Source organism: Streptomyces sp. NPDC051738, assembly GCF_044453205.1.
Taxonomy (GTDB): domain Bacteria; phylum Actinomycetota; class Actinomycetes; order Streptomycetales; family Streptomycetaceae; genus Streptomyces.
In genome coordinates this window covers 173,452-192,558 of sequence record NZ_JBITCM010000010.1, presented here as the reverse complement: position 1 = coordinate 192,558, position 19,107 = coordinate 173,452, and the positions used below count along the sequence as shown (strand labels likewise).

General features: G+C 71.6%; 11 protein-coding genes and 1 riboswitch. Of the genes, 5 read left to right on the top strand and 6 right to left on the bottom strand.

Translation table 11 applies throughout. The annotated features are described in order from the left end of the window. Positions 1-4 precede the first annotated feature (4 nt). The 4 genes from ACIA8X_RS24325 to ACIA8X_RS24310 form a co-directional block, all read right to left on the bottom strand. A complete protein-coding gene (locus ACIA8X_RS24325; protein ID WP_399459082.1) occupies positions 5-1,084 on the bottom strand; it encodes a hypothetical protein in 1,080 nt (359 codons plus the stop codon). 288 nt (positions 1,085-1,372) lie between these two features. After that, entirely contained in the window at positions 1,373-2,545 is a 1,173-nt protein-coding gene (locus tag ACIA8X_RS24320; protein WP_393453510.1) for a vWA domain-containing protein, read from the bottom strand. A gap of 163 nt (positions 2,546-2,708) precedes the next feature. Continuing rightward, a complete protein-coding gene (locus ACIA8X_RS24315) occupies positions 2,709-5,774 on the bottom strand; it encodes a DUF5682 family protein (protein ID WP_399459148.1) in 3,066 nt (1,021 codons plus the stop codon). Between the two features lie 735 nt (positions 5,775-6,509). Further along, positions 6,510-7,640 (bottom strand): AAA family ATPase, encoded by a 1,131-nt coding sequence (locus ACIA8X_RS24310; RefSeq protein WP_393453507.1) that lies wholly within the window; start codon positions 7,638-7,640, stop codon positions 6,510-6,512. Positions 7,641-7,807: 167 nt separating this feature from the next. Between ACIA8X_RS24310 and ACIA8X_RS24305 the strand changes: the two genes are divergently transcribed. Both ACIA8X_RS24305 and ACIA8X_RS24300 read left to right on the top strand, forming a co-directional pair. After that, complete coding sequence (locus ACIA8X_RS24305; RefSeq protein WP_393453504.1) at positions 7,808-9,151, top strand: SWIM zinc finger domain-containing protein; 1,344 nt, start codon at positions 7,808-7,810, stop codon at positions 9,149-9,151. 76 nt (positions 9,152-9,227) lie between these two features. Continuing rightward, entirely contained in the window at positions 9,228-10,925 is a 1,698-nt protein-coding gene (locus tag ACIA8X_RS24300; RefSeq protein ID WP_399459081.1) for a DUF5691 domain-containing protein, read from the top strand. Here the strand turns inward: ACIA8X_RS24300 and ACIA8X_RS24295 are convergent. After that, positions 10,907-11,323, bottom strand: coding sequence for a cobalamin B12-binding domain-containing protein (locus tag ACIA8X_RS24295; RefSeq protein ID WP_376334600.1), 417 nt, complete (start codon positions 11,321-11,323; stop codon positions 10,907-10,909). The genes ACIA8X_RS24300 and ACIA8X_RS24295 overlap by 19 nt on opposite strands. A 645-nt stretch (positions 11,324-11,968) precedes the next feature. Between ACIA8X_RS24295 and ACIA8X_RS24290 the strand changes: the two genes are divergently transcribed. After that, positions 11,969-12,847, top strand: coding sequence for a lipase family alpha/beta hydrolase (locus ACIA8X_RS24290; protein WP_399459080.1), 879 nt, complete (start codon positions 11,969-11,971; stop codon positions 12,845-12,847). 249 nt (positions 12,848-13,096) lie between these two features. Next, positions 13,097-14,602, top strand: a complete 1,506-nt coding sequence (locus ACIA8X_RS24285) for a M23 family metallopeptidase (RefSeq protein ID WP_393453912.1) — start codon at positions 13,097-13,099, stop codon at positions 14,600-14,602. 61 nt (positions 14,603-14,663) lie between these two features. Here the strand turns inward: ACIA8X_RS24285 and pcrA are convergent, their stop codons facing one another. Further along, positions 14,664-17,150 carry a DNA helicase PcrA gene (pcrA, locus tag ACIA8X_RS24280; RefSeq protein ID WP_399459079.1) on the bottom strand — a complete coding sequence of 829 codons (2,487 nt, stop codon included), beginning with the start codon at positions 17,148-17,150 and terminating at the stop codon, positions 14,664-14,666. Positions 17,151-17,494: 344 nt separating this feature from the next. Further along, a riboswitch (cyclic di-AMP (ydaO/yuaA leader) is annotated at positions 17,495-17,663 on the top strand. Positions 17,664-17,671: 8 nt separating this feature from the next. Here pcrA and ACIA8X_RS24275 point away from each other — a divergent pair. After that, complete coding sequence (locus tag ACIA8X_RS24275) at positions 17,672-18,844, top strand: NlpC/P60 family protein (protein ID WP_393453493.1); 1,173 nt, start codon at positions 17,672-17,674, stop codon at positions 18,842-18,844. Positions 18,845-19,107: the final 263 nt, after the last annotated feature.

The following is a 19,107-nucleotide window of genomic DNA, read 5'->3' as shown; positions in this document are numbered from 1 at the left end:
TGGCCTACGCGGGGGAAACCGGTATGTCCCCGTGCCTGTCCTGGATCTCGTCCACGTCGGCACGGGCGGCGGCGCCGGGCACCAGCCGCAACGGCGCCCGCTGGCTCAGCGAGACGGCGTGCGCGTCCCCGTGCCGGGGCGTGTTGTTGTCGCCCGCCGAACGGCTGCCGCCGACACCACCGGGGTGTTCGGCAGGCGCCTGCTGGACGGGCGCGAATCCGGAGGGCGCGATGCGGTGCGCGTCGCCGCGTACCGAGGCGTTGGGCACTGCGGCATCGGCGACGAACCACGGACCGTAGGTGACGGGGACAGGTGCGGCGGTGCCGGCACGGCCCGCGTCGTCGCGTCCGTCATCCGAGCTGGGCGCTTCCGATCCCGGCTGCGGCGTCGTGGTGACGGGCGCGGGCAGGATCTGGCCGGGAACAGCGGGGAGGGTCGGCAGGCCTGGGACGCCGGGGAAGCCAGGGAAACTGGGCATGCTGGGCACTTCGAACCCCGGCAGGCCCGGCCAACTCGGCGACTCCGGCAGCACCGGCAACGAAGGCAACGAGGCCAGCGGCGGCACCTCGGCCAACCCCTCGGTCACCGAGTCGACGACGTCCCCCACCGGCTGGACGACGCGATCGGCGACGCCCTGGATCGGGTGGTCGGTCACGGGGTGGAGGGGGTGGCGGTCGGTGCGGTCCTTGATGTCGGTGCCGCTGGCGCCGTCGGTGTCGTGGGTGTTGTCGGTGGGGTGCGGGGCCCGCGCGATGGGGGCTGCAGGCTGGGGAGTTGCCGGGTTGGCCGGGTTGGCCGGGGCCTGCGGACGGGACTTGGCCGGGGCATGCGCACCCTTCCTGGCCGGCTCGCCCACCAACCGCTCGACCGCACTCCCCGCCGAAACCGCGGAGGGCGCCGAAACCGAGGACGTCGGGGTGCCCGTGCCCACCGACACCCCGTCCGCCGCATACGCCCGCTCCCCGCAGAGGAACCCGAGCGCGAACAGACCGCCCACCAGCAATGCCACCTGCAGCGCACGCCACCCGGCCGCCATGCGCAGGACGCGCAGAGCGGTGACAGGCAGAGCGGCTGGCCAGGTCAAGACGAGGTGGGTCCTCCCGTGCGGCGGAACGGAGTACACGTGACGAGCGTCGCGTCAGCGCGACACGGTGCGGGCAAGCGGGGCGCGGCGCACCGCCTGAAGAGGCGCTTCGATCCTCGCACGCCCCTCCCGAGGTCGCGCAAGCCCCCCGCTACCGATGGGCACACATGTCCGTTTTACTGGCCCAAGTCGGTCGTCACCAGGTCGACAAATCGCCGGTAAATCACCGGCAAATCCTCGCCATTGCCCTCCGTGTTCCTCTCCTCGTTCCGCTCCTCGCTCCTCTCCTCATGCTGCGTCCGGCACCGGAATCGGTCGCTTCTCGATGGCCGCCGCCATCACCTCAGGAAACAGGTCTGGCGTGCACGCGAAGGCCGGTGCGCCCAGCGCCGCGAGAGAGGCCGCGTGTTCCCGGTCGTACGCGGGCGCCCCCTCGTCCGAGAGCGCCAGCAACGCCACGAACTGCACGCCCGACGCCTTCATCGCGGCGACCCGCTTGAGCATCTCGTTCCGTATGCCTCCCTCGTACAGGTCGCTGATCAGCACGACCACCGTCTCCGCGGGCCGGGTGATCTGCGACTGGCAGTACGCGAGCGCCCGGTTGATGTCCGTGCCGCCACCGAGCTGCGTACCGAAGAGGACGTCGACCGGATCGTCGAGCTGGTCGGTGAGGTCGACGACGGAGGTGTCGAAGACGACGAGCCGAGTACTGATGGACCGCATCGACGCCAACACGGCCCCGAACACCGACGCGTACACCACCGACGCCGCCATCGACCCCGACTGGTCGATGCAGAGGATGACCTCCTTCTTCACGGACTGCGACGCCCGCCCGTAACCGATGAGCCGCTCCGGCACGACGGTCCCGTACTCCGGGAGGTAGTGCTTGAGGTTGGCCGCGATCGTGCGGTTCCAGTCGATGTCGTGGTGGCGTGGCCGGCTGATACGGGCGCTGCGATCCAGGGCGCCGGTGAGCGTGGCCCGGGTGCGGGTGGCGAGCCGCTTCTCCAGGTCCTCGACGACCTTGCGCACAACGGCCCGCGCCGTCTCCTTCGTGGTCTCCGGCATCGCCCTGTTCAGCGAGAGCAGCGTGCCCACGAGGTGCACGTCCGCCTCCACCGCCTCCAGCATCTCGGGCTCCAGCAGCAACGTGGAGAGCCCGAGCCGGTCGATGGCGTCCCGCTGCATGACCTGGACGACGGACGACGGGAAGTACGTCCGGATGTCCCCGAGCCAGCGCGCCACCGAGGGCGCCGACGCCCCGAGCCCCGCCGAACGGTCCTTCCCCGACTGCGCCTTGTCCCCCCTGCCGTAGAGCGCCCCCAGCGCCCCGTCCATCGCGGCGTCCCGCCCGGAGAGCGCGCACCCGGTGCCGTCGGCGTCGTCCCCGCCCAGCACCATCCGCCACCGTCGCAGTCGCTCCCGCGCCGGATCCATCGCCTCGCTCGTCGAACTCGTCATCGGCGCGCTCCCTCACAAGGCCGTTCCCACCGTTCCCACAACGGGATCACCGGCACGGTCGTCGTCGCAGGCCGACCCAGCGACGACGCCCACGCCCCATGCGGTTGCCTGACGGCGCCCATCGCCACGCCCCGCGCCCTCGGCTCCAACACTCCGCCATTCGTCATCCCGTCGCCCCCACAAGGTTGTTCTCACCTGAGTTGTTGCCGCCAAGGCGGTCCCCGACGTCCTCTGCCGCCCGCTCCAGCCCCAGCCCCAGCCCCAGCCCCAGCCCCAGCCCCAGCAGCAACCGCACCACCGGCACCACGGCATCCGCCCGCTCGACGTCGAGTTCGGCGGCGAAGCCGGGTATGCCGGGACCACCGACTCCCGCACGCCCCCGCTCCCCGGGCCCACGCCGGACCAGCTCACCCAGGGTCCGCCGCACCCCCGGCTCATACGCCGAGAAGGTGCGCCTCAGCAGCGGCAGCACGTCCGTGAACGCGTCCGCCGGGACCCCCGTCAGCCACGCGTCGACCAACCCGAGCAGCCGCTCGTCGTGCACGAGCAGCATCCCGCCGCCGGCTCCCCCGCCGACGAACCCCTCGATCCACGAGGCCGCGTCCGCCGGCGGCGTCCCCGGCGACAACGCGAGCCCCATCAGCCGCGCCGCCTCCTCCTGCACCAACTCCCCGTCGTCCAGCAGCAACCGCACACCCCGCCCCCGGATGACGCCGGGCACGGTGTCCCGCAGGGACAGCACCCGCAGCACCCCATGCCAACGGTTGCGCAGGTCCCCGTGGCCGAGGGCGCGCGATGGGTTGCCCGGCACGGAGCCCTCGCGCCCCGCGGCACCGCCCCCGCCCGATCCGGATGCCGAGCGCGGTGTGCCGTCGTCAGCCCCGACCGATCCGGGTGCCGAGGCCAGCGTGTCTTCGTCACCCCCAACCGATCCGGATGCCGAGCCCGGTGCGCCCCTGTCGCCCCCAACCGATCCGGATGCCGAGCCCGGTGCGCCCCTGTCGCCCCCAACCGATCCGGATGCCGAAGCCCGAGGGCGGCCCCCTCTCGAACCCACCGCGTCGCCCAGCAACCCCACCGCTCCATGCACCGCGTCCACATGGCGCCGCATCTCCTCGGCCGCGTCCGCGTCCAGGGCGGCGCAGGCCGGGGGCAGGCCGACGAAGACGCGCTCGGCGAGACCCGCGGCGACCTCCGCCAACGCGCCGATGTCGGTGCCCCGAACATCGCCGTACCGCAGGGAGCGCACCAGCGCGGGCAGGGCCTGGGCGAGATGGCCGACGTCGGCGTCCAGGGCGGCCCGGTCCGCGAGGATCCGCATCACCACGGGCAACGCGTCCGGCAGCTCGGCCAGCAGGCAGCGCTCGGCGAGTGCGGTGACATCGGCGAGGCCCTGCGCGGCAACGGCATCCGTCTCCGCCTTGGCGGTCGCCGCGGCGAACACGGTGGTCCCCCACACCCCGGCCTCCGCGACCCGCACGGACAGCTCGGGCTCCCACCGCAGCCGCCACGTCTCCCGGAACGTCCCCGTACTGCCCCGCGACGCGACCGGCTCCCCCCACTCCACGCCCAGCAGCCGCAGCCGGTGCAGCAGCCTGCTGCGCTCGGCATCGTTCTCCTTGCGCAGGTCGAGCTCCAACTCCCGCTCCAGCGCCTCCGGTTTGAGCCGCAGCCGACGCTGGATCCGGTCGAGGTCCCGCTGCAACGGCACCGCCGGCGCCGACGACGGCACCTCCCCCAGCACGTCCCCCACGACCAGCCGGTCAAGCACCAGCGCCAACGGCACGTCCGAGCCGTCGCACATCACCGCGCGCACCGCGTCGGTCGTCTCGCTCAGGCCCGGCAACGGGCGCCCACGCATCACCGCCAGCGTCTCGGCCAGCCGTACCGCCTCGATGACATGCGCCGAGGACACGATCCGGTCCTCGGCCCGCAGCAGCCCGGCCACCTTGGTCATCCACCGCTCGACCGGCCGGTCCGGCGCGCCGAAGAGATGCCCGTACCACCCCGGCGAGTCGATCCCCGCCCCGTACCCGCTGACCCGGGCCAACCGGCGATACGTCCACGGCACCCAGGTCATGTCCGCCTTGACCTTGGGCAGCCCCTTCAGCAACGCCTTGTCCGCTGCCACGGTGCTCTTCTGCCGCAGCGCGGGCACATGCCACGCCCCGCACACGACGGCCACGTCGTCCGCGAACTCCCGCTGAGCGGCCCGCACTTGGAGCCGCATATACGCCTCCCGCACGAGATCCCGCTCATGCCCACCGCTCCCGTACGCCTCCCGCAACGCCCCCATGGCCTCCTCAAGCCCCAGAAACGGCGCGAACGCGTCCCCCTCCCCCGGGCCCCGGTGCTCTACGACGTCCTCCCACCACCGCTCGGGATCGTCGTAACCAGCGGCATCGGCAAGCACGGCGAGTGGGTCGACCCGGACATCGGCACCGGAGCCATCCCCTTCGCCCCGCTCCCCGACAGGCTCCCCGAGCGACTCCCCTGCCTGCCCTCCGGCAGCCTCACCAACCTGCTCCCCACCGGTCTCCCCGTCCCGTCCTCCGCCGGGCCCACCAACCCGCTCGTCGACGTGCTCCCCGGCCCGCTCTCCCGCACTCCTTCCGGCGCGCTCACCGGCGCGCTCAGCAGCAGGTTCCCCGACCCGCTCTCCCACGCTCGCTCCGCCAGGCTCACCGGCACCCTCTGCGGCAGGTTCGCCGACCCGCTCTTCGGCAGGCTCACCAGCCCGGTCTCCCGCACTCCTTCCAGCAGGCTCACCGGCACCCTCTGCGGCAGGCTCACCGACCCGCTCGTCGGAAGACTCACTTGCCTGGACTCCGGCAGGCTCTCCGGCCCGCCCTCCCACATTCGCTCCGCCAGGCTCACCGCCCTGCTTGTCGGCGGCAGGCACCGGCTCCCCGTCCTTGCCCCACGCCAGGGTGTGCGTGGCCGGCAGGTCGATGAAGCGGGCCGGGACCCCGTGTTCCAGGGCCCAGCGGATCGCCACCCACTCCGGGGAGAACTCGGCCAGCGGCCAGAAGGCCGAGCGCCCGGGCTCGTCCACGGCGTGGGCGAGGAGGGCGACCGGCGGCCGCATGGCCTCGTCGGCTGCGAGCGGGATCAGGGCATCCGCCTCGGGCGGTCCCTCGATCAGCACGACCCGCGGCCGGGCCGCCTCCAACGCCGCCCGCACGGCCCGCGCCGACCCGGGCCCGTGGTGCCGTACACCCAGGAGCAGCGGCCCCGGCGGCTTCGATGCCGGAGCAGGTGCGCCCAAGGCGTCCGAGCATCCCGCCGGCACGTCACTCGCCCGGTGGGCACCCTCCTCCAGGCCCTCGCTCCCAGCCCTGTAGATGCCCGTCACTCCGTCCCCCTCGATCCCAATCCCAACTGTCCGACGACGCAGCCGATCACTCCGTCACCCTCGCCCCGCAGTCGACGCATCCCGTCACCCCTCACAGCCCACTCCCCCGCCCCTCCGCATCCTCCGCATGCACCCGACGGCGTCATCGGCCACGCCCTCCTGATCTCGCCCATGACCAGCAGGGCATCGCCACCACTCACCGTCCCGACCTCATCCGTCCGTCACGGTCGTCTCACCGCCAGGACTCACCCATCCCCGGCGGGCCGCCCACCGCCGGGCTCGTCCATCCCCGGCCGACCACTGACCACCGGCCTCACCCATCCCCCGCCGACCACTGACCACCGGCCTCACCCATCCCCCGCCGACCACTGACCACCGGCCTCACCCATCCCCCGCCGACCGCCAACCACCGACCTCACCCATCCCTCAAGGGCCCCCACCGGGCCCCTGCCGCCCGCCCTCGTCGCCCAACCTCACGACCACCCCGGACCCGGCCCCGGCCCTGGCCTCGTCCCCCGCCTTACCCCATGACCACCCCGCCCGCCACAGCCCCACCCGCCTTCGATCCCCCACTCGGCCGCCCCCACCCCAGGTCATCGCTCTCGCCGTTCACGCGCTCACCTCCCGGCACGCCCGGTAGAAGTCCGTCCAGCCGTCCCGCTCGCGCACGACCGCCTCCAGGTACTCCTGCCAGATGACCCGGTCGGCCGCCGGGTCGCGGACGACGGCGCCGAGGATGCCCGCGGCGATGTCGCCGGGCCGCAGCACCCCGTCGCCGAAGTGGGCGGCGAGGGCAAGGCCGTTGGTGACGACGGAGATCGCTTCGGCCGTCGACAGCGTGCCGCTCGGCGACTTCAGCTTCGTGCGGCCGTCGGACGTCACCCCGTCGCGCAGCTCGCGGAAGACCGTGACGACGCGGCGGATCTCGTCGATGCCGTCGGGCGCGGCCGGCAGGTCGAGGGAGCGGCCCATCTGATCGACCCGGCGGGAGACGATGTCCACCTCGATCTCGACGCTCTCCGGCAGCGGCAGCACGACCGTGTTGAAGCGGCGGCGCAGGGCGCTGGAGAGGTCGTTGACCCCACGGTCCCGGTCGTTGGCCGTGGCGATGAGGTTGAAGCCGCGGACCGCCTGCACCTCCTGCCCCAACTCCGGTATCGGCAGCGTCTTCTCCGACAGGATCGTGATCAGCGTGTCCTGCACGTCGGCCGGAATACGGGTCAGCTCCTCGACGCGGGCCGTCATCCCCTCCGCCATGGCCCGCATGACCGGGCTGGGCACGAGGGCGTCCCGGCTCGGCCCGTGCGCGAGCAGCTGCGCGTAGTTCCAGCCGTACCGGATCGCTTCCTCCGGCGTGCCCGCCGTGCCCTGCACGAGCAGAGTCGAGTCGCCGCTGACCGCCGCGGCCAGGTGCTCGGAGACCCACGTCTTCGCGGTGCCGGGCACGCCCAGCAGGAGCAGGGCGCGGTCGGTGGCGAGCGTGGTGACGGCGACCTCGACGATGCGGCGCGGGCCGACGTACTTCGGTGTGATCACCGTGCCGTCCGACAGCGTGCCGCCGAGCAGATACGTGGCCACGGCCCACGGCGACAGTTTCCAGCGGGCCGGACGCGGACGGTCGTCCTGCGCGGCCAGCTCGGCGAGTTCATGGGCGAAGGCGTCCTCGGCATGCGGACGCAACGCCTCGGTCGGTTCCGTCTCCCCCGCTTCGACGGATGTCGGGCTTACGGACACAGGCATGGCGAAGTCCCCCTCAAGCTCGGCTGGTTCAGCCGGTTTCGGATCTGGTGTCCACCGTGCACCACGCCACTGACAACGCGTTCCGACCTGCGAAAACGTGCTCACGAGACCGTCGGCGTGGCCTTCGCCCCGACCGATTGTCAGTGGTGGGACCTACCTTCGATGACATGACTCAGCAGGGGGTGCGCTGGACCGCGGACCAGGTGCTGGCACTGGCACCTGACGCGGCATCACGCAAAGCGGGAAGCAAACTCGGCGCGGCCGGACCGTGGTCCGAGGCGGGGAGTTCCGACGAGGGGACGGTGTGGGGACTGTGCAAGGGCAGCGGCAGCAAGCCGTATCAGACGGTCATCGACATCGCGGACGCATCCGGGCCCGCGTACAAGTGCAGTTGCCCGAGCCGGAAGTTCCCGTGCAAACACGCGCTCGGGCTGCTGCTGCTCTGGGCGGAAGGCGACGGCGCGGTGCCGTCCGAGCCGCCGCCGGACTGGGCGGAGCAGTGGATAAAGGGGAGAAGGCAGCGCACGGAGGAAAAGGGGACAGCGGGCACGTCCGGTTCCGGTGACCCGGACGCGGCGCGGCGCAGGGCGGAGCGCCGGGCCGTGCGGGTCACCGCGGGGGCGACGGAGCTGGAGCAGCGCCTGGCGGACCTGCTGCGCGGCGGCCTGGCCGGCGCGGAACAGGCGGGGTACGGCCTGTGGGAGGAGACGGCGGCCCGCATGGTGGACGCCCAGGCCCCCGGACTGGCCGCGCGGGTGCGGGAACTGGGGGCGATCCCGGCGTCCGGCCCCGGCTGGCCGGTGCGCCTGCTGGAGGAGTGCGCCCTCCTTCACCTCCTCGACCAGGGCTGGCTGGGCCGCGAGCGGCTGCCCGGCGGTCTGGCCGACACGGTCCGCTCCCGCATCGGCCTGCCCGCGTCGGCTGACGGCCCACCGGTCCGGGACCGCTGGCTGGTCCTCGCCCAGTACGACACGGCGGACGTGAAGCTGACGACCCGCCGGATATGGCTGTACGGCGCCGACTCGGGCCGTACGGCGCTGCTCCTCTCCTACGGCGCCGCCGGCCGCGCCCCGGAGCTGGCGCTGCCGGTGGGGCTGACCCTGGAGGCGGAGGTGTCGGCGTATCCGGGCGCCGGGCAACTGCGGGCGGCCCTGGGCGAGCAGTTCGCACCACCCGCACCTGCGGCGATACGGCCACCGGGTGTGACCACGACCGAGGCGACCGCCCGCTACGGCGAGGCGCTGCGCGACGACCCGTGGCTGGACTCCGTCCCGGTGACCCTGGACCGGGTCGTGCCGACCCCGGACGGCGGCTCGTGGCAGCTGGCGGACGCCGCCGGAGACTCGGCCCTGCCGCTCACCCCGGCCGCCCGTGCCCGCCCGGGCCTGTGGCGCCTCGTCGCGCTGTCGGGTGGCGCCCCGGTCACGGTGTTCGGCGAGTGCGGCCACCGCGGCTTCACTCCGCTGACGGCCTGGCCGGAGGACGCGGGCGAGCCGGTGCAGCTGTGCTGAGCGGGGCTCCTCGCAACGCCCGTGCGAAGGACCCGCTGCAAGGCACCCAGCACGAAGACAGAAAGGAAGGAACCCCATGAACAGCCCCTCCGTTCCTGTGGACTCGCCTCCTGTGGAACCGCCTCCCGTGCATTCGCCCGCGCCGGGCGCCTGGGAGGAACTCGTCACCGCGGCACTGCTCGGGACGGACCGCCGCACGCCCCCGGGCTGCGAGCCGGGCCGCGAGGCGCCGGTGGCGCTGCTGGACGCGGCGGCCATGGAGACCGTACGACGGAGGGCCGGGCTGCGCCCGACGCGAGCGGCGCAGCGCCCGCAATCGGCCCCCGAGGACCCGCGCCCAGCCCTGCCCTCGGCGGCGGCCCGCAGGCTCGCGATGCTGCTGGCCGACCGCCCCGGCGTGGCCGGCGGCGGCCGGAGAGGCACGGCACCGGACCTCATGGAGCTGCTGCCCCAGTGGCTGGCGACGGCGAACGACCATGGTTACGCGCCGCCCCCGCAGTCCCTGCCCGCCCTGCTGGACGCGGCGCGGGGACGTACGGATCTGCGGCCGTCGGCGCTGGCCTTCGCCGGCCCGCGGGCGGTGTGGCTCGCCCGGCTGAACCCGGACTGGCGCTTCGCCCTGCGCGCGACACCCGGCGGCGGCGCGTCGCTCCCGCACCTCGATGACACGGCTGCGGTCCAACAGCTGTGGCAGGAGGGGTTGTTCGCCGAACGGGTCGCCCTGCTCTCCGCGATTCGGGCGCACGAGCCCGTCGCCGCGCGCGAGCTGCTGACCACGACATGGGCGACGGAACGGGCCGAGGACCGGCTGATGTTCCTCGACTCGCTACGGGCCGGGCTGGGCGCGCGGGACGAGCCGTTCCTGGAACAGGCGCTGGCCGACCGGAGCCGCAATGTCCGGGCGACGGCGGCGGAGTTGCTCTCCGCGCTGCCGGGTTCGGCGCTCGCCGCACGCATGGCGGCACGTGCCGGGGCGTGCGTGGCGCTGGACCACACGCGGACGACGCCGACGATCGGTGTCGAGGCACCGCACCTGTGCGATGCGGGCATGGAGCGCGACGGGGTCGTATCCAAGGCACCGGCGGGGCGGGGTGAACGGTCCTGGTGGTTCGGCCAGTTGGTGGAGGCGGCCCCGCTCAGCACATGGCCGGGGCGGCTCGGGGGACGCCCGCCCGGAGAGATCGTGGCACTGCCGGTGGCGGACGACTGGCAGTGCGAGCTGCACGCGGCGTGGTGCCGGGCGGCGGTGCGGCAGCGGGACGCCGAGTGGGCGCGGGCACTCCTCGGGTCGCCCTCGGCTGCGGAGGCTGGCGGCCCGGGTGCGGTGTCCCTGGCCGAGCGGGCGAAGCTGCTCGCCACCTTGGGCGCCGCCGAACGGGCCGAGTGGGTCGCCGGGTTCATCGCGACGCACGGTCTGTCCGAGGCGTTTCAGCTGCTCGGGGTGTGCGCGGTGCCGTGGGCTCCGCCGCTCGGGCGGGCGGTGGTCGACGCGCTCAACATCGCTCGGGACGCGGGGAGTTATCCATGGAGTTTCAGTGGAGTGATGGGCCTGGCCGAGCGCTGCCTCGACCCGTCCGAGGCAAGCCGCCTCGACGGCCTGCTGGCAGTACCGGACGAGCCGGAGGACGCGTCGCCGGGGGCCGGAGGGTACTGGGCGGAGGCGTTCCAGCGACTGGTCACGACGCTGCGATTGCGGGCAGCCATGATCGAGGAGCTGGACACCACCAGCCCAGCTCCCCCGCACCGCACAACGACCTACGCCCCCGCCGGCTGACGCACGTTCGTACGGACCCAGTCCACGATCGACTGCGTCGTCGCCCCGGGCGTGAAGATCTCCGCGACGCCCTTCTCCTTCAGCGGGGGAATGTCCGCCTCGGGGATGATCCCGCCCCCGAAGACGAGGATGTCCTCCGCGTCGCGCTCCTTGAGGAGGTCGATCACCGCGGCGAAGAGCGTGTTGTGGGCGCCGGAGAGGATGGAGAGGCCGATCGCGTCGGCGTCCTCCTGGATCGCGGTGCCGACGATCTGCTCGGGTGTCTGGTGGAGGCCGGTGTAGATGACCTCCATGCCGGCGTCGCGCAGCGCCCGCGCGATCACCTTGGCTCCCCGATCGTGGCCGTCGAGCCCCGGCTTGGCCACCACCACGCGGATCGGACCGGCTGCCACACCCATCACTGCCTCCATGAAGCGACTACATCCATCCGTACCGACGACTACCACTCACATATGAGTTATGCCGTACACAGCACACATGTCATACATGGTGCGCGTATCGCACATTTCCGCCGCTCACCGCACCGGACGCGCCACCACGGCACGGACGCCCGGGCCACACCGCCCGGGGAAGTGAACGAACGTTATCTCCAGCATCCCGCAACCGGCAGTTTCGCGGCATAGACCGAGGGGGAAATCACACGATGGGACACGTTCGCCGCGCACCGTTCCACATCACTGCGGCACACGGGCCGCAGTGGATTGCGGCACACGTCGCAGCGGGACCACGCGCAACGGGAGCCGCAACGAGGTAGCCGCACCACCGCGCCGCAGGGCCGCGCGACGTGGCGGTGCGGCGCATCGACGGTGGTACGAAGGGCACGTAGGGCAGGTAAGGCACGACAGCGGGGAGCCTCGTCGCCACACCGGCAGGGAGCCTCGTCGGGTCACCGGTGCACCAGGACCGACCGGACCGACTCACGTCACGCGCCTCGCTTGCCCCATGCGTCCTCCGCTCGCCCCGCCGGCCACCTCCGCCGCGACTTCCCACGAGGGCACACGGGGGCCGGAGCCGTCCTCCCGCGTGCCGCAAGGAGGTCGGCCATGAAGGTCACCGGGGCAGCACTCCCCCTTCTTCCGCTCTGTCGGCGCCTGCTCCCGAGCAGACTCGCCGGCCTCTCCCTGGCCCTGCTGAAGGCGACCGCCCTGGAGCTCGCGATCCTCGCCGGACACCTACTGCTCTATCCCTCCGGCATCACCCAGGAGCGCCGGACCACCCCCGCGCTCCCCGCACCGGACTCCCCTGACTCCCGGGGGACCACCCACCTGCCGACGGAGACGAACCCCCCGGTCGTCCTGCTGCACGGCTTCATAGACAACCGCTCGGTCTTCGTCCTGCTGCGCCGCAACCTCGCCCAGCACGGCAGGCACCAGGTCGAATCGCTCAACTACTCCCCGCTGACCTGCGACATCCGCACCGCCGCGGAGCTGCTCGGCCGGCACATAGAGGAGATCTGCGAGCGCACCGGCAGCCGGCAGGTCGACATCGTCGGGCACAGCCTCGGCGGGCTCATAGCGCGTTACTACGTGCAGTGCCTCGGCGGCGACCTCAGGGTCCGTACGCTCGTCACGCTGGGCACACCGCACTCCGGCACCAGCGTCGCCCCGCTGGCGAACGCGCACCCCATCGTGCGTCAGATGCGCCCCGGTTCACCGGTCCTCGAGGAACTCGCCCGTCCGGCACCCGGCTGCCGTACGCACTTCGTGAGCTTCTGGAGCGACCTCGACCACCTGATGGTCCCGCTGGAGACGGCCTGCATCGACCACCCGGACCTGACGGCGCAGAACGTCCGCGTGAGCGGCATCGGCCACCTCGCCCTGCCGGTGCACCCCGCCGTGGCGACCGGAATACGGCAGGCCCTCGACTCGGCGGGGACAGGAGCCGAAACCGCCACCCGCTCCGGCGGCCTGACCGTGGCATAACCGTCGTCCTTCAAACGCTCCGCACAGCCTCGGGACAGCCGAGCGACATCGAACAATCCTCGAACACAAGGCCAAACTCGCGCCCGCAGTCCGCCAAAACACGGCCGAATGCCCGTTTCCTGCGGCCACGAAACCTGCCGAAGATTGTCGTGCCCGCATACCGCCGGGTACAGTCGCCGCACTGCTCTGGCAGCCCCTGTTGTCGAGGCGAGAGAGAAGTTGGTGAACGATCGTCACCCGTCGGGGACCATGACCTCCCCGGCTTCGGCTTCCGATGCCGCCTCGGCGCACTACGCGTCGTACGGCGCCCAGGAAGCCCCCTACGGTGACTCCACCACGTACGGCTCGTACGACGCCACCGGATTTGACGCCACCGGCCACACCACCGCGACCTTCGACGCGGACCCGCTGTTCGGCAGCCTCCCCGGTGAGAACACAGGCGCGTACGACAACACGCAGTGGTCCACGGGCAGCCAACACACCCTGAACTACGACGCGTACGCGGCACAGCACCACGCCGCCTACGACTCCGGCGCGTACGACACCACCGCCTGGACGACCGGCCACCAGCAGCTCCCCTTCGTCCCGCAGCAGGCCACCGGTCACGACACCTCCGGGCACTGGGACGCGAGCGCTTGGCTCCAGCCGGACCAGTCCGGCGCCCCGGCCGACCATACCCAGCAGTGGGAATGGGGCACGCAGACCTTCGAGACCGGCACCTACGACGCCACGCAGTGGAACTCCGACGGCGGGACCACGCAGGCGGCCGACGGGTACGAGCAGTCAGCAGAATCCTTCGACCACCAGGCGACCGCGCACTTCGAGCAGATCGAGCACGGCGCCCCCACGGCGTACGACGACCCCTCGACGTACACCGACCCGACCGGCTACGACAGCCCCGGCCGGCACGACGCCGAGCTGACCGCCCCCGGCGAACTCCCCGACGCGGCCCCGCTCCTCGACGACCAGGAGGAGGCCGCCCCGGCCCCCTCCCCGCGGGCCGCCTCCCGCAGCGGAGCCCGCTCCCGCCGCCGTACGCCCCCCAAGCGCTCGGCGCTGCTGACGGTCGCCGTGCCCTCGGCGTGTGTGATGGGTGTCGCGGGCATCGCCGCCGCCTCGGTCGGCAGCCTGACCGACGACAAGGACACGACGACGACCGCGTCCGACGCGACGACCTCCGTCAAGCCGTCCACCGCGAACAACAAGCTGGACTCCCAGCTCGAGAGCCTCTCCGCCGGCGCCGACGACTTCGCCGACCGGGCCAGCCGCACGCAGGAGCGCATCGACCTCAAGGCCCAGCAGGCGGCCGAGAAGAAGAAGGCGGCGGAGGAAGCGGCCCGCAAGGAGCGGCTGCGCCCGAAGTTCGCGATCCCGGTCGCCAACCACGGCCTCAGCGCCTACTTCGGCCAGTCCGGCATCAACTGGATGTCCGTGCACACCGGCATCGACTTCCCCGTGTCGTACGGCACGACGGTGATGGCCGCGACCGACGGCACCGTCCGCACGCAGTGGAACAGCGCCTACGGCAACATGATGATCGTGACCGCGAAGGACGGCACAGAGACGTGGTACTGCCACCTCTCCAGCTACCGCGTCGCCTCGGGCACGACGGTCAAGGCCGGCGACCCCATCGCGTACTCGGGCAACTCCGGCAACTCCACCGGCCCGCACCTGCACTTCGAGGTCCGGCCGGGCGGCGGCGACGCGATAGACCCGCTCGCCTGGCTGCGCAGCCACGGCCTCGACCCGACGTAAGCCGGGCAAGCAACTTCCTTGTGCGCCCCCGCTCTTCAGCGGGGGCGCACATGTGCAAGCGCTACAGCTTCTCCACCGGCGCATACCGCAGCAGCAGCCGCTTCGGCTTGGCCTCCCCGAAGTCGACCGTCGCCTCGGCGTTCGCGCCCGTGCCCTTGACCGCCATCACGGTGCCGAGCCCGAACTGGTCATGCGTGACCCGGTCCCCGACGGCCAGCGCGACGACCGGCTTCTCGGAACCCCGTCGGGTCGCGAACCCGGACGCGCCCGACGCCGACGACCGCGAGCGCGACGACGACAGCGAGGCCGCCACACCGGCCGCGGGACCGGAGGACACGGGCGCGGTCGCCCCCGTCCGCTTCCAGTCCACGTGCGCCGCCGGGATCTCCTCCAGGAAGCGGGAGGGCGGGTTGTACGACGGCTGCCCCCACGCGCTCCGCATCGACGAGCGCGTCAGATACAGCCGTTCACGCGCGCGCGTGATGCCGACGTAGGCCAGCCGCCGCTCCTCCTCCAGCTCCTTGGTCTGGCCGAGGGAGCGCATGTGCGGGAAGACGCCGTCCTCCATGCCGGTGAGGAAGACGACCGGGAACTCCAGGCCCTTGGCGGTGTGCAGGGTCATCAGGGTGATGACACCGGAGCCGTCCTCGTCCTCGTCGGGGATCTGGTCGGAGTCGGCGACCAGGGCGACCCGCTCCAGGAAGTCGGCGAGTCCTCCGGAGGCCTCGCCCTCGCCGGACTCCTGCTCGAACTCCAGGGCCACGGCCGCGAGCTCCTGGAGGTTCTCGATACGGGTCTCGTCCTGCGGGTCGGTGGAGGCCTGCAACTCGGCGAGGTAGCCGGTGCGTTCGAGCACCGCCTCCAGGACCGTCGCCGGTCCCACTCCGGACTCGACGATCGTACGGAGCTCCTCCATCAGCGTGTTGAACCGCTTGACGGCGTTGGTCGACCGCGCGGCCATGCCGTACGCCTCGTCGACCCGCTTCAGCGCCTGCGGGAAGCTGATCTTCTCCCGCTGGGACAGGGCGTCGATCATCGCCTCGGCGCGGTCGCCGATGCCCCGCTTGGGGACGTTGAGGATCCGGCGCAGCGGCACCGAGTCCTCCGGGTTGGCCAGCACCCGCAGGTAGGCCAGGACGTCCCGGACCTCCTTGCGCTCGTAGAACCGGACCCCGCCGACGACCTTGTAGGGCAGGCCGACGCGGATGAAGATCTCTTCGAAGACACGGGACTGGGCGTTCGTCCGGTAGAAGACGGCGACATCGCCGACCTTCGCGTCGCCCGCGTCCGTCAGTCGGTCTATCTCCTCGGCGACGAACTGCGCCTCGTCGTGCTCGGTGTCCGCGACATAACCGGTGATGCGCGCGCCCGCGCCCGCGTTGGTCCACAGGTTCTTGGGGCGGCGGGACTCGTTGCGCTCGATGACCGCGTTGGCAGCCGAGAGGATCGTCTGGGTGGACCGGTAGTTCTGCTCCAGCAGAATCGTGGTCGCATCCGGGTAGTCCTCCTCGAACTGGAGGATGTTGCGGATGGTGGCGCCCCGGAAGGCGTAGATCGACTGGTCGGCGTCACCCACCACGCACAGCTCGGCGGGCGGGATGTCGTACTCGCTCGGCGGCACGTCGACGGGGTGCTCACTGGTACCCACGAGCTCGCGCACGAGGGCGTACTGCGCGTGGTTGGTGTCCTGGTACTCGTCCACCAGCACATGGCGGAAACGGCGGCGGTAGTGCTCGGCGACGTCCGGGAAGGCGCGCAGCAGATTGACCGTCGTCATGATCAGGTCGTCGAAGTCGAGGGCGTTGGCCTCCCGCAACCGCGACTGGTACAGGACATACGCCTGAGCGAGGGTCTTCTCGAAGCCGTCCGTGGCCTGGGCGGCGAAGTCCTCCTCGTCGATCAGCTCGTTCTTCAGATTGCTGATCTTGGCGCTGAAGGACTTGGGCGGGAACCGCTTGGGATCGAGATCCAGATCACGGCACACGAGTGCCATCAGCCGCTTACTGTCGGCGGCGTCGTAGATCGAGAACGACGACGTGAACCCGAGCTTCTTGCTCTCCCTCCGCAGGATGCGCACGCACGCGCTGTGGAAGGTCATCACCCACATCGCGTTCGCGCGCGGGCCGACGAGCTGCTCGACCCGCTCCTTCATCTCGCCCGCGGCCTTGTTGGTGAAGGTGATCGCGAGGATCTGCCCCGGATGCACATTCCGCTCGGCCAGCAGGTGGGCGATGCGATGGGTGAGCACACGCGTCTTGCCGGACCCGGCACCGGCCACGATGAGCAGCGGAGTGTCCGAGTGGACGACGGCCGCCCGCTGGTTCTCGTTCAGCCCCTCCAGCAGCGCGGCCGCGTCGAGGGCCGGGCGCGGGGCGCCGTCGCGGTAATACGCGTCCCGGTCCGGAGGCACGTCGAACTTCCCGCCGAACAGATCGTCCGGAACCGGCTCCGGAGCGTGATCGTCGTCGGGCGGCGGCGGGGGTTCTTCCTCATGGGCCCGTGGGGCCTGGAGGTCCGCCAGGAAGCTGTCATCAAAGAGGCTGCTCATCGCTCTCCGAGTCTAGGGCGCCCCACTGACAGCCCGCCGCCGCCCCGAGAACATCTCCCGCTCCAAAACTCGATGATCTTCCACCACCACCCACCCGACCAGCCCCTCACCCTCCACGACCACCTCGTCACGGTCCGCATTCGAACACGGACAGGCGACGCGCACACCCCAAACAAGACCAATCCACCCCAGACACTCCCCAACCAACCGCCGTTCGCGGCAAACCGCGCCAAGGTCACGAAAATGTATCGGGCATATCGAACATCAACCTTCACAGGGGCCACACCAGTTGGCTACCGTGCCGGACAGGCCGCACGACCCCCACCGGCGAACGTCGCCGGGCCGCGCGGCCTCCGCCGAGTCCGGAACGCCGCCGCGCAGCCGGAGCCGGGGACCCACCGAACTTGGGGTGAATCGGCCCGACTTCCCTCCTGGGGACGGCCGTAGGGCAACCCTTCCGAACCACCCGCCCGAACCCGACAGCTAACTCGGTAGGCGGAGCATGGAAGGAGTCGCCTCCCTTGGCGTCGCACCGCAAGTCGCGTCCCGCTGGTACGCGCGTAGCAGGCATACGGACCCCCGCCCTCGCCACGGCGGCCCTCACCTCCGTGGCCCTGCTGTCCCAGACGGCCACCGCGAGCCCCTCGACCGACGACAAGCCGAGCCTCGAAGAGGTCGAGAAGAAGGTCGACGACCTCTACCGCCAGGCGGAGTCGGCGACCGAGAAGTACAACGCGGCCAAGGAGAAGACCGCGAAGCAGCGCAAGCGCGTCGACACCCTCCTCGACGACGTCGCCGAGCGCACCCAGAAGCTCAACGAAGCCCGCGAGGAACTAGGCCGCAACGCCGCAGCCCAGTACCGCACCGGAGCGGCCGCCCCCGACACGGCGACCTTCCTCCTCGCGGACACCCCGCAGGACTACTTCGACCAGACCCAGCTGATGGACCGCATGACGGGCCGTCAGAAAGAGTCGGTCGACGAGTACTTCACACAACAGTCCGCGACGATGAAGAAGCGCGAGGAGGCCACCCAGAGCCTCGAAACGCTCACCGAGTCGCAGAACGACCTCCAGACCGCCAAGACCACCGTCCAGACGAAGCTCTCCGACGCACGCGAACTCCTCTCCAAGCTGACGGCGGAGGAGAAGGCGCGCCTCGCCGCGATCGAGAAGCGCAAGCAGGAGGAAGCCGCCCGCAAGGCCGCCGAGCTGGCCCGGCAGCAAGCGGAGGCAGAGGCCGAGCGCCAGCGCCAAGAGGCGGCACAACAGCAGGAGAGCAACGAGTCCTCGTCCGACTCATCCTCCTCGGACTCCTCCGCGTCGGACTCCTCGTACGCCACCAAGGCCGAGAAGGCCCTGGCCTTCGCCCGCTCCCAGATAGGCAAGCCGTACGTCTGGGGCGCCACCGGCCCCGACTCCTACGACTGCTCCGGCCTCACCCAGGGCGCATGGAAGGCCGCCGGCGTGGACATCCCCCGCGTCACCTACGACCAGGTCAACGCCGGCACCACGGTCTCCCTCGCCAACGCCCAGCCCGGCGACCTGGTCTTCTTCTACGACGACGTCACCCACGTGGGCATCTACATCGGCAACGGCATGATGATCCACGCCCCGAAGCCCGGCGCGTACGTCCGCGAGGAGTCGATCTACTACGACGGAGAGTCCTCGATCCACAGCGTGGTCCGCCCGGCCTGACGCACACACGCGCGCGTGGGGAACTTTCTCCGCACGCGCGCGTGACGCAATTTCCGGCACACGCACACAGGCGGTCCCTGGATGTACCCCACGGAGCCGCAGTCGCGTACGGCGACAAGGCGATCCAGTGATGGCGCAGCGCGTACCCCCGCGGCGCCGCAGTCGCCCACGGCGGCAAGGGGACGCGTCGGGGGGTGTCCGCCCGCAGTGGCCGGCGTCAACACGCAGCACCACTTGGCATAAGTCCAGCCGCCGGTCCGAGG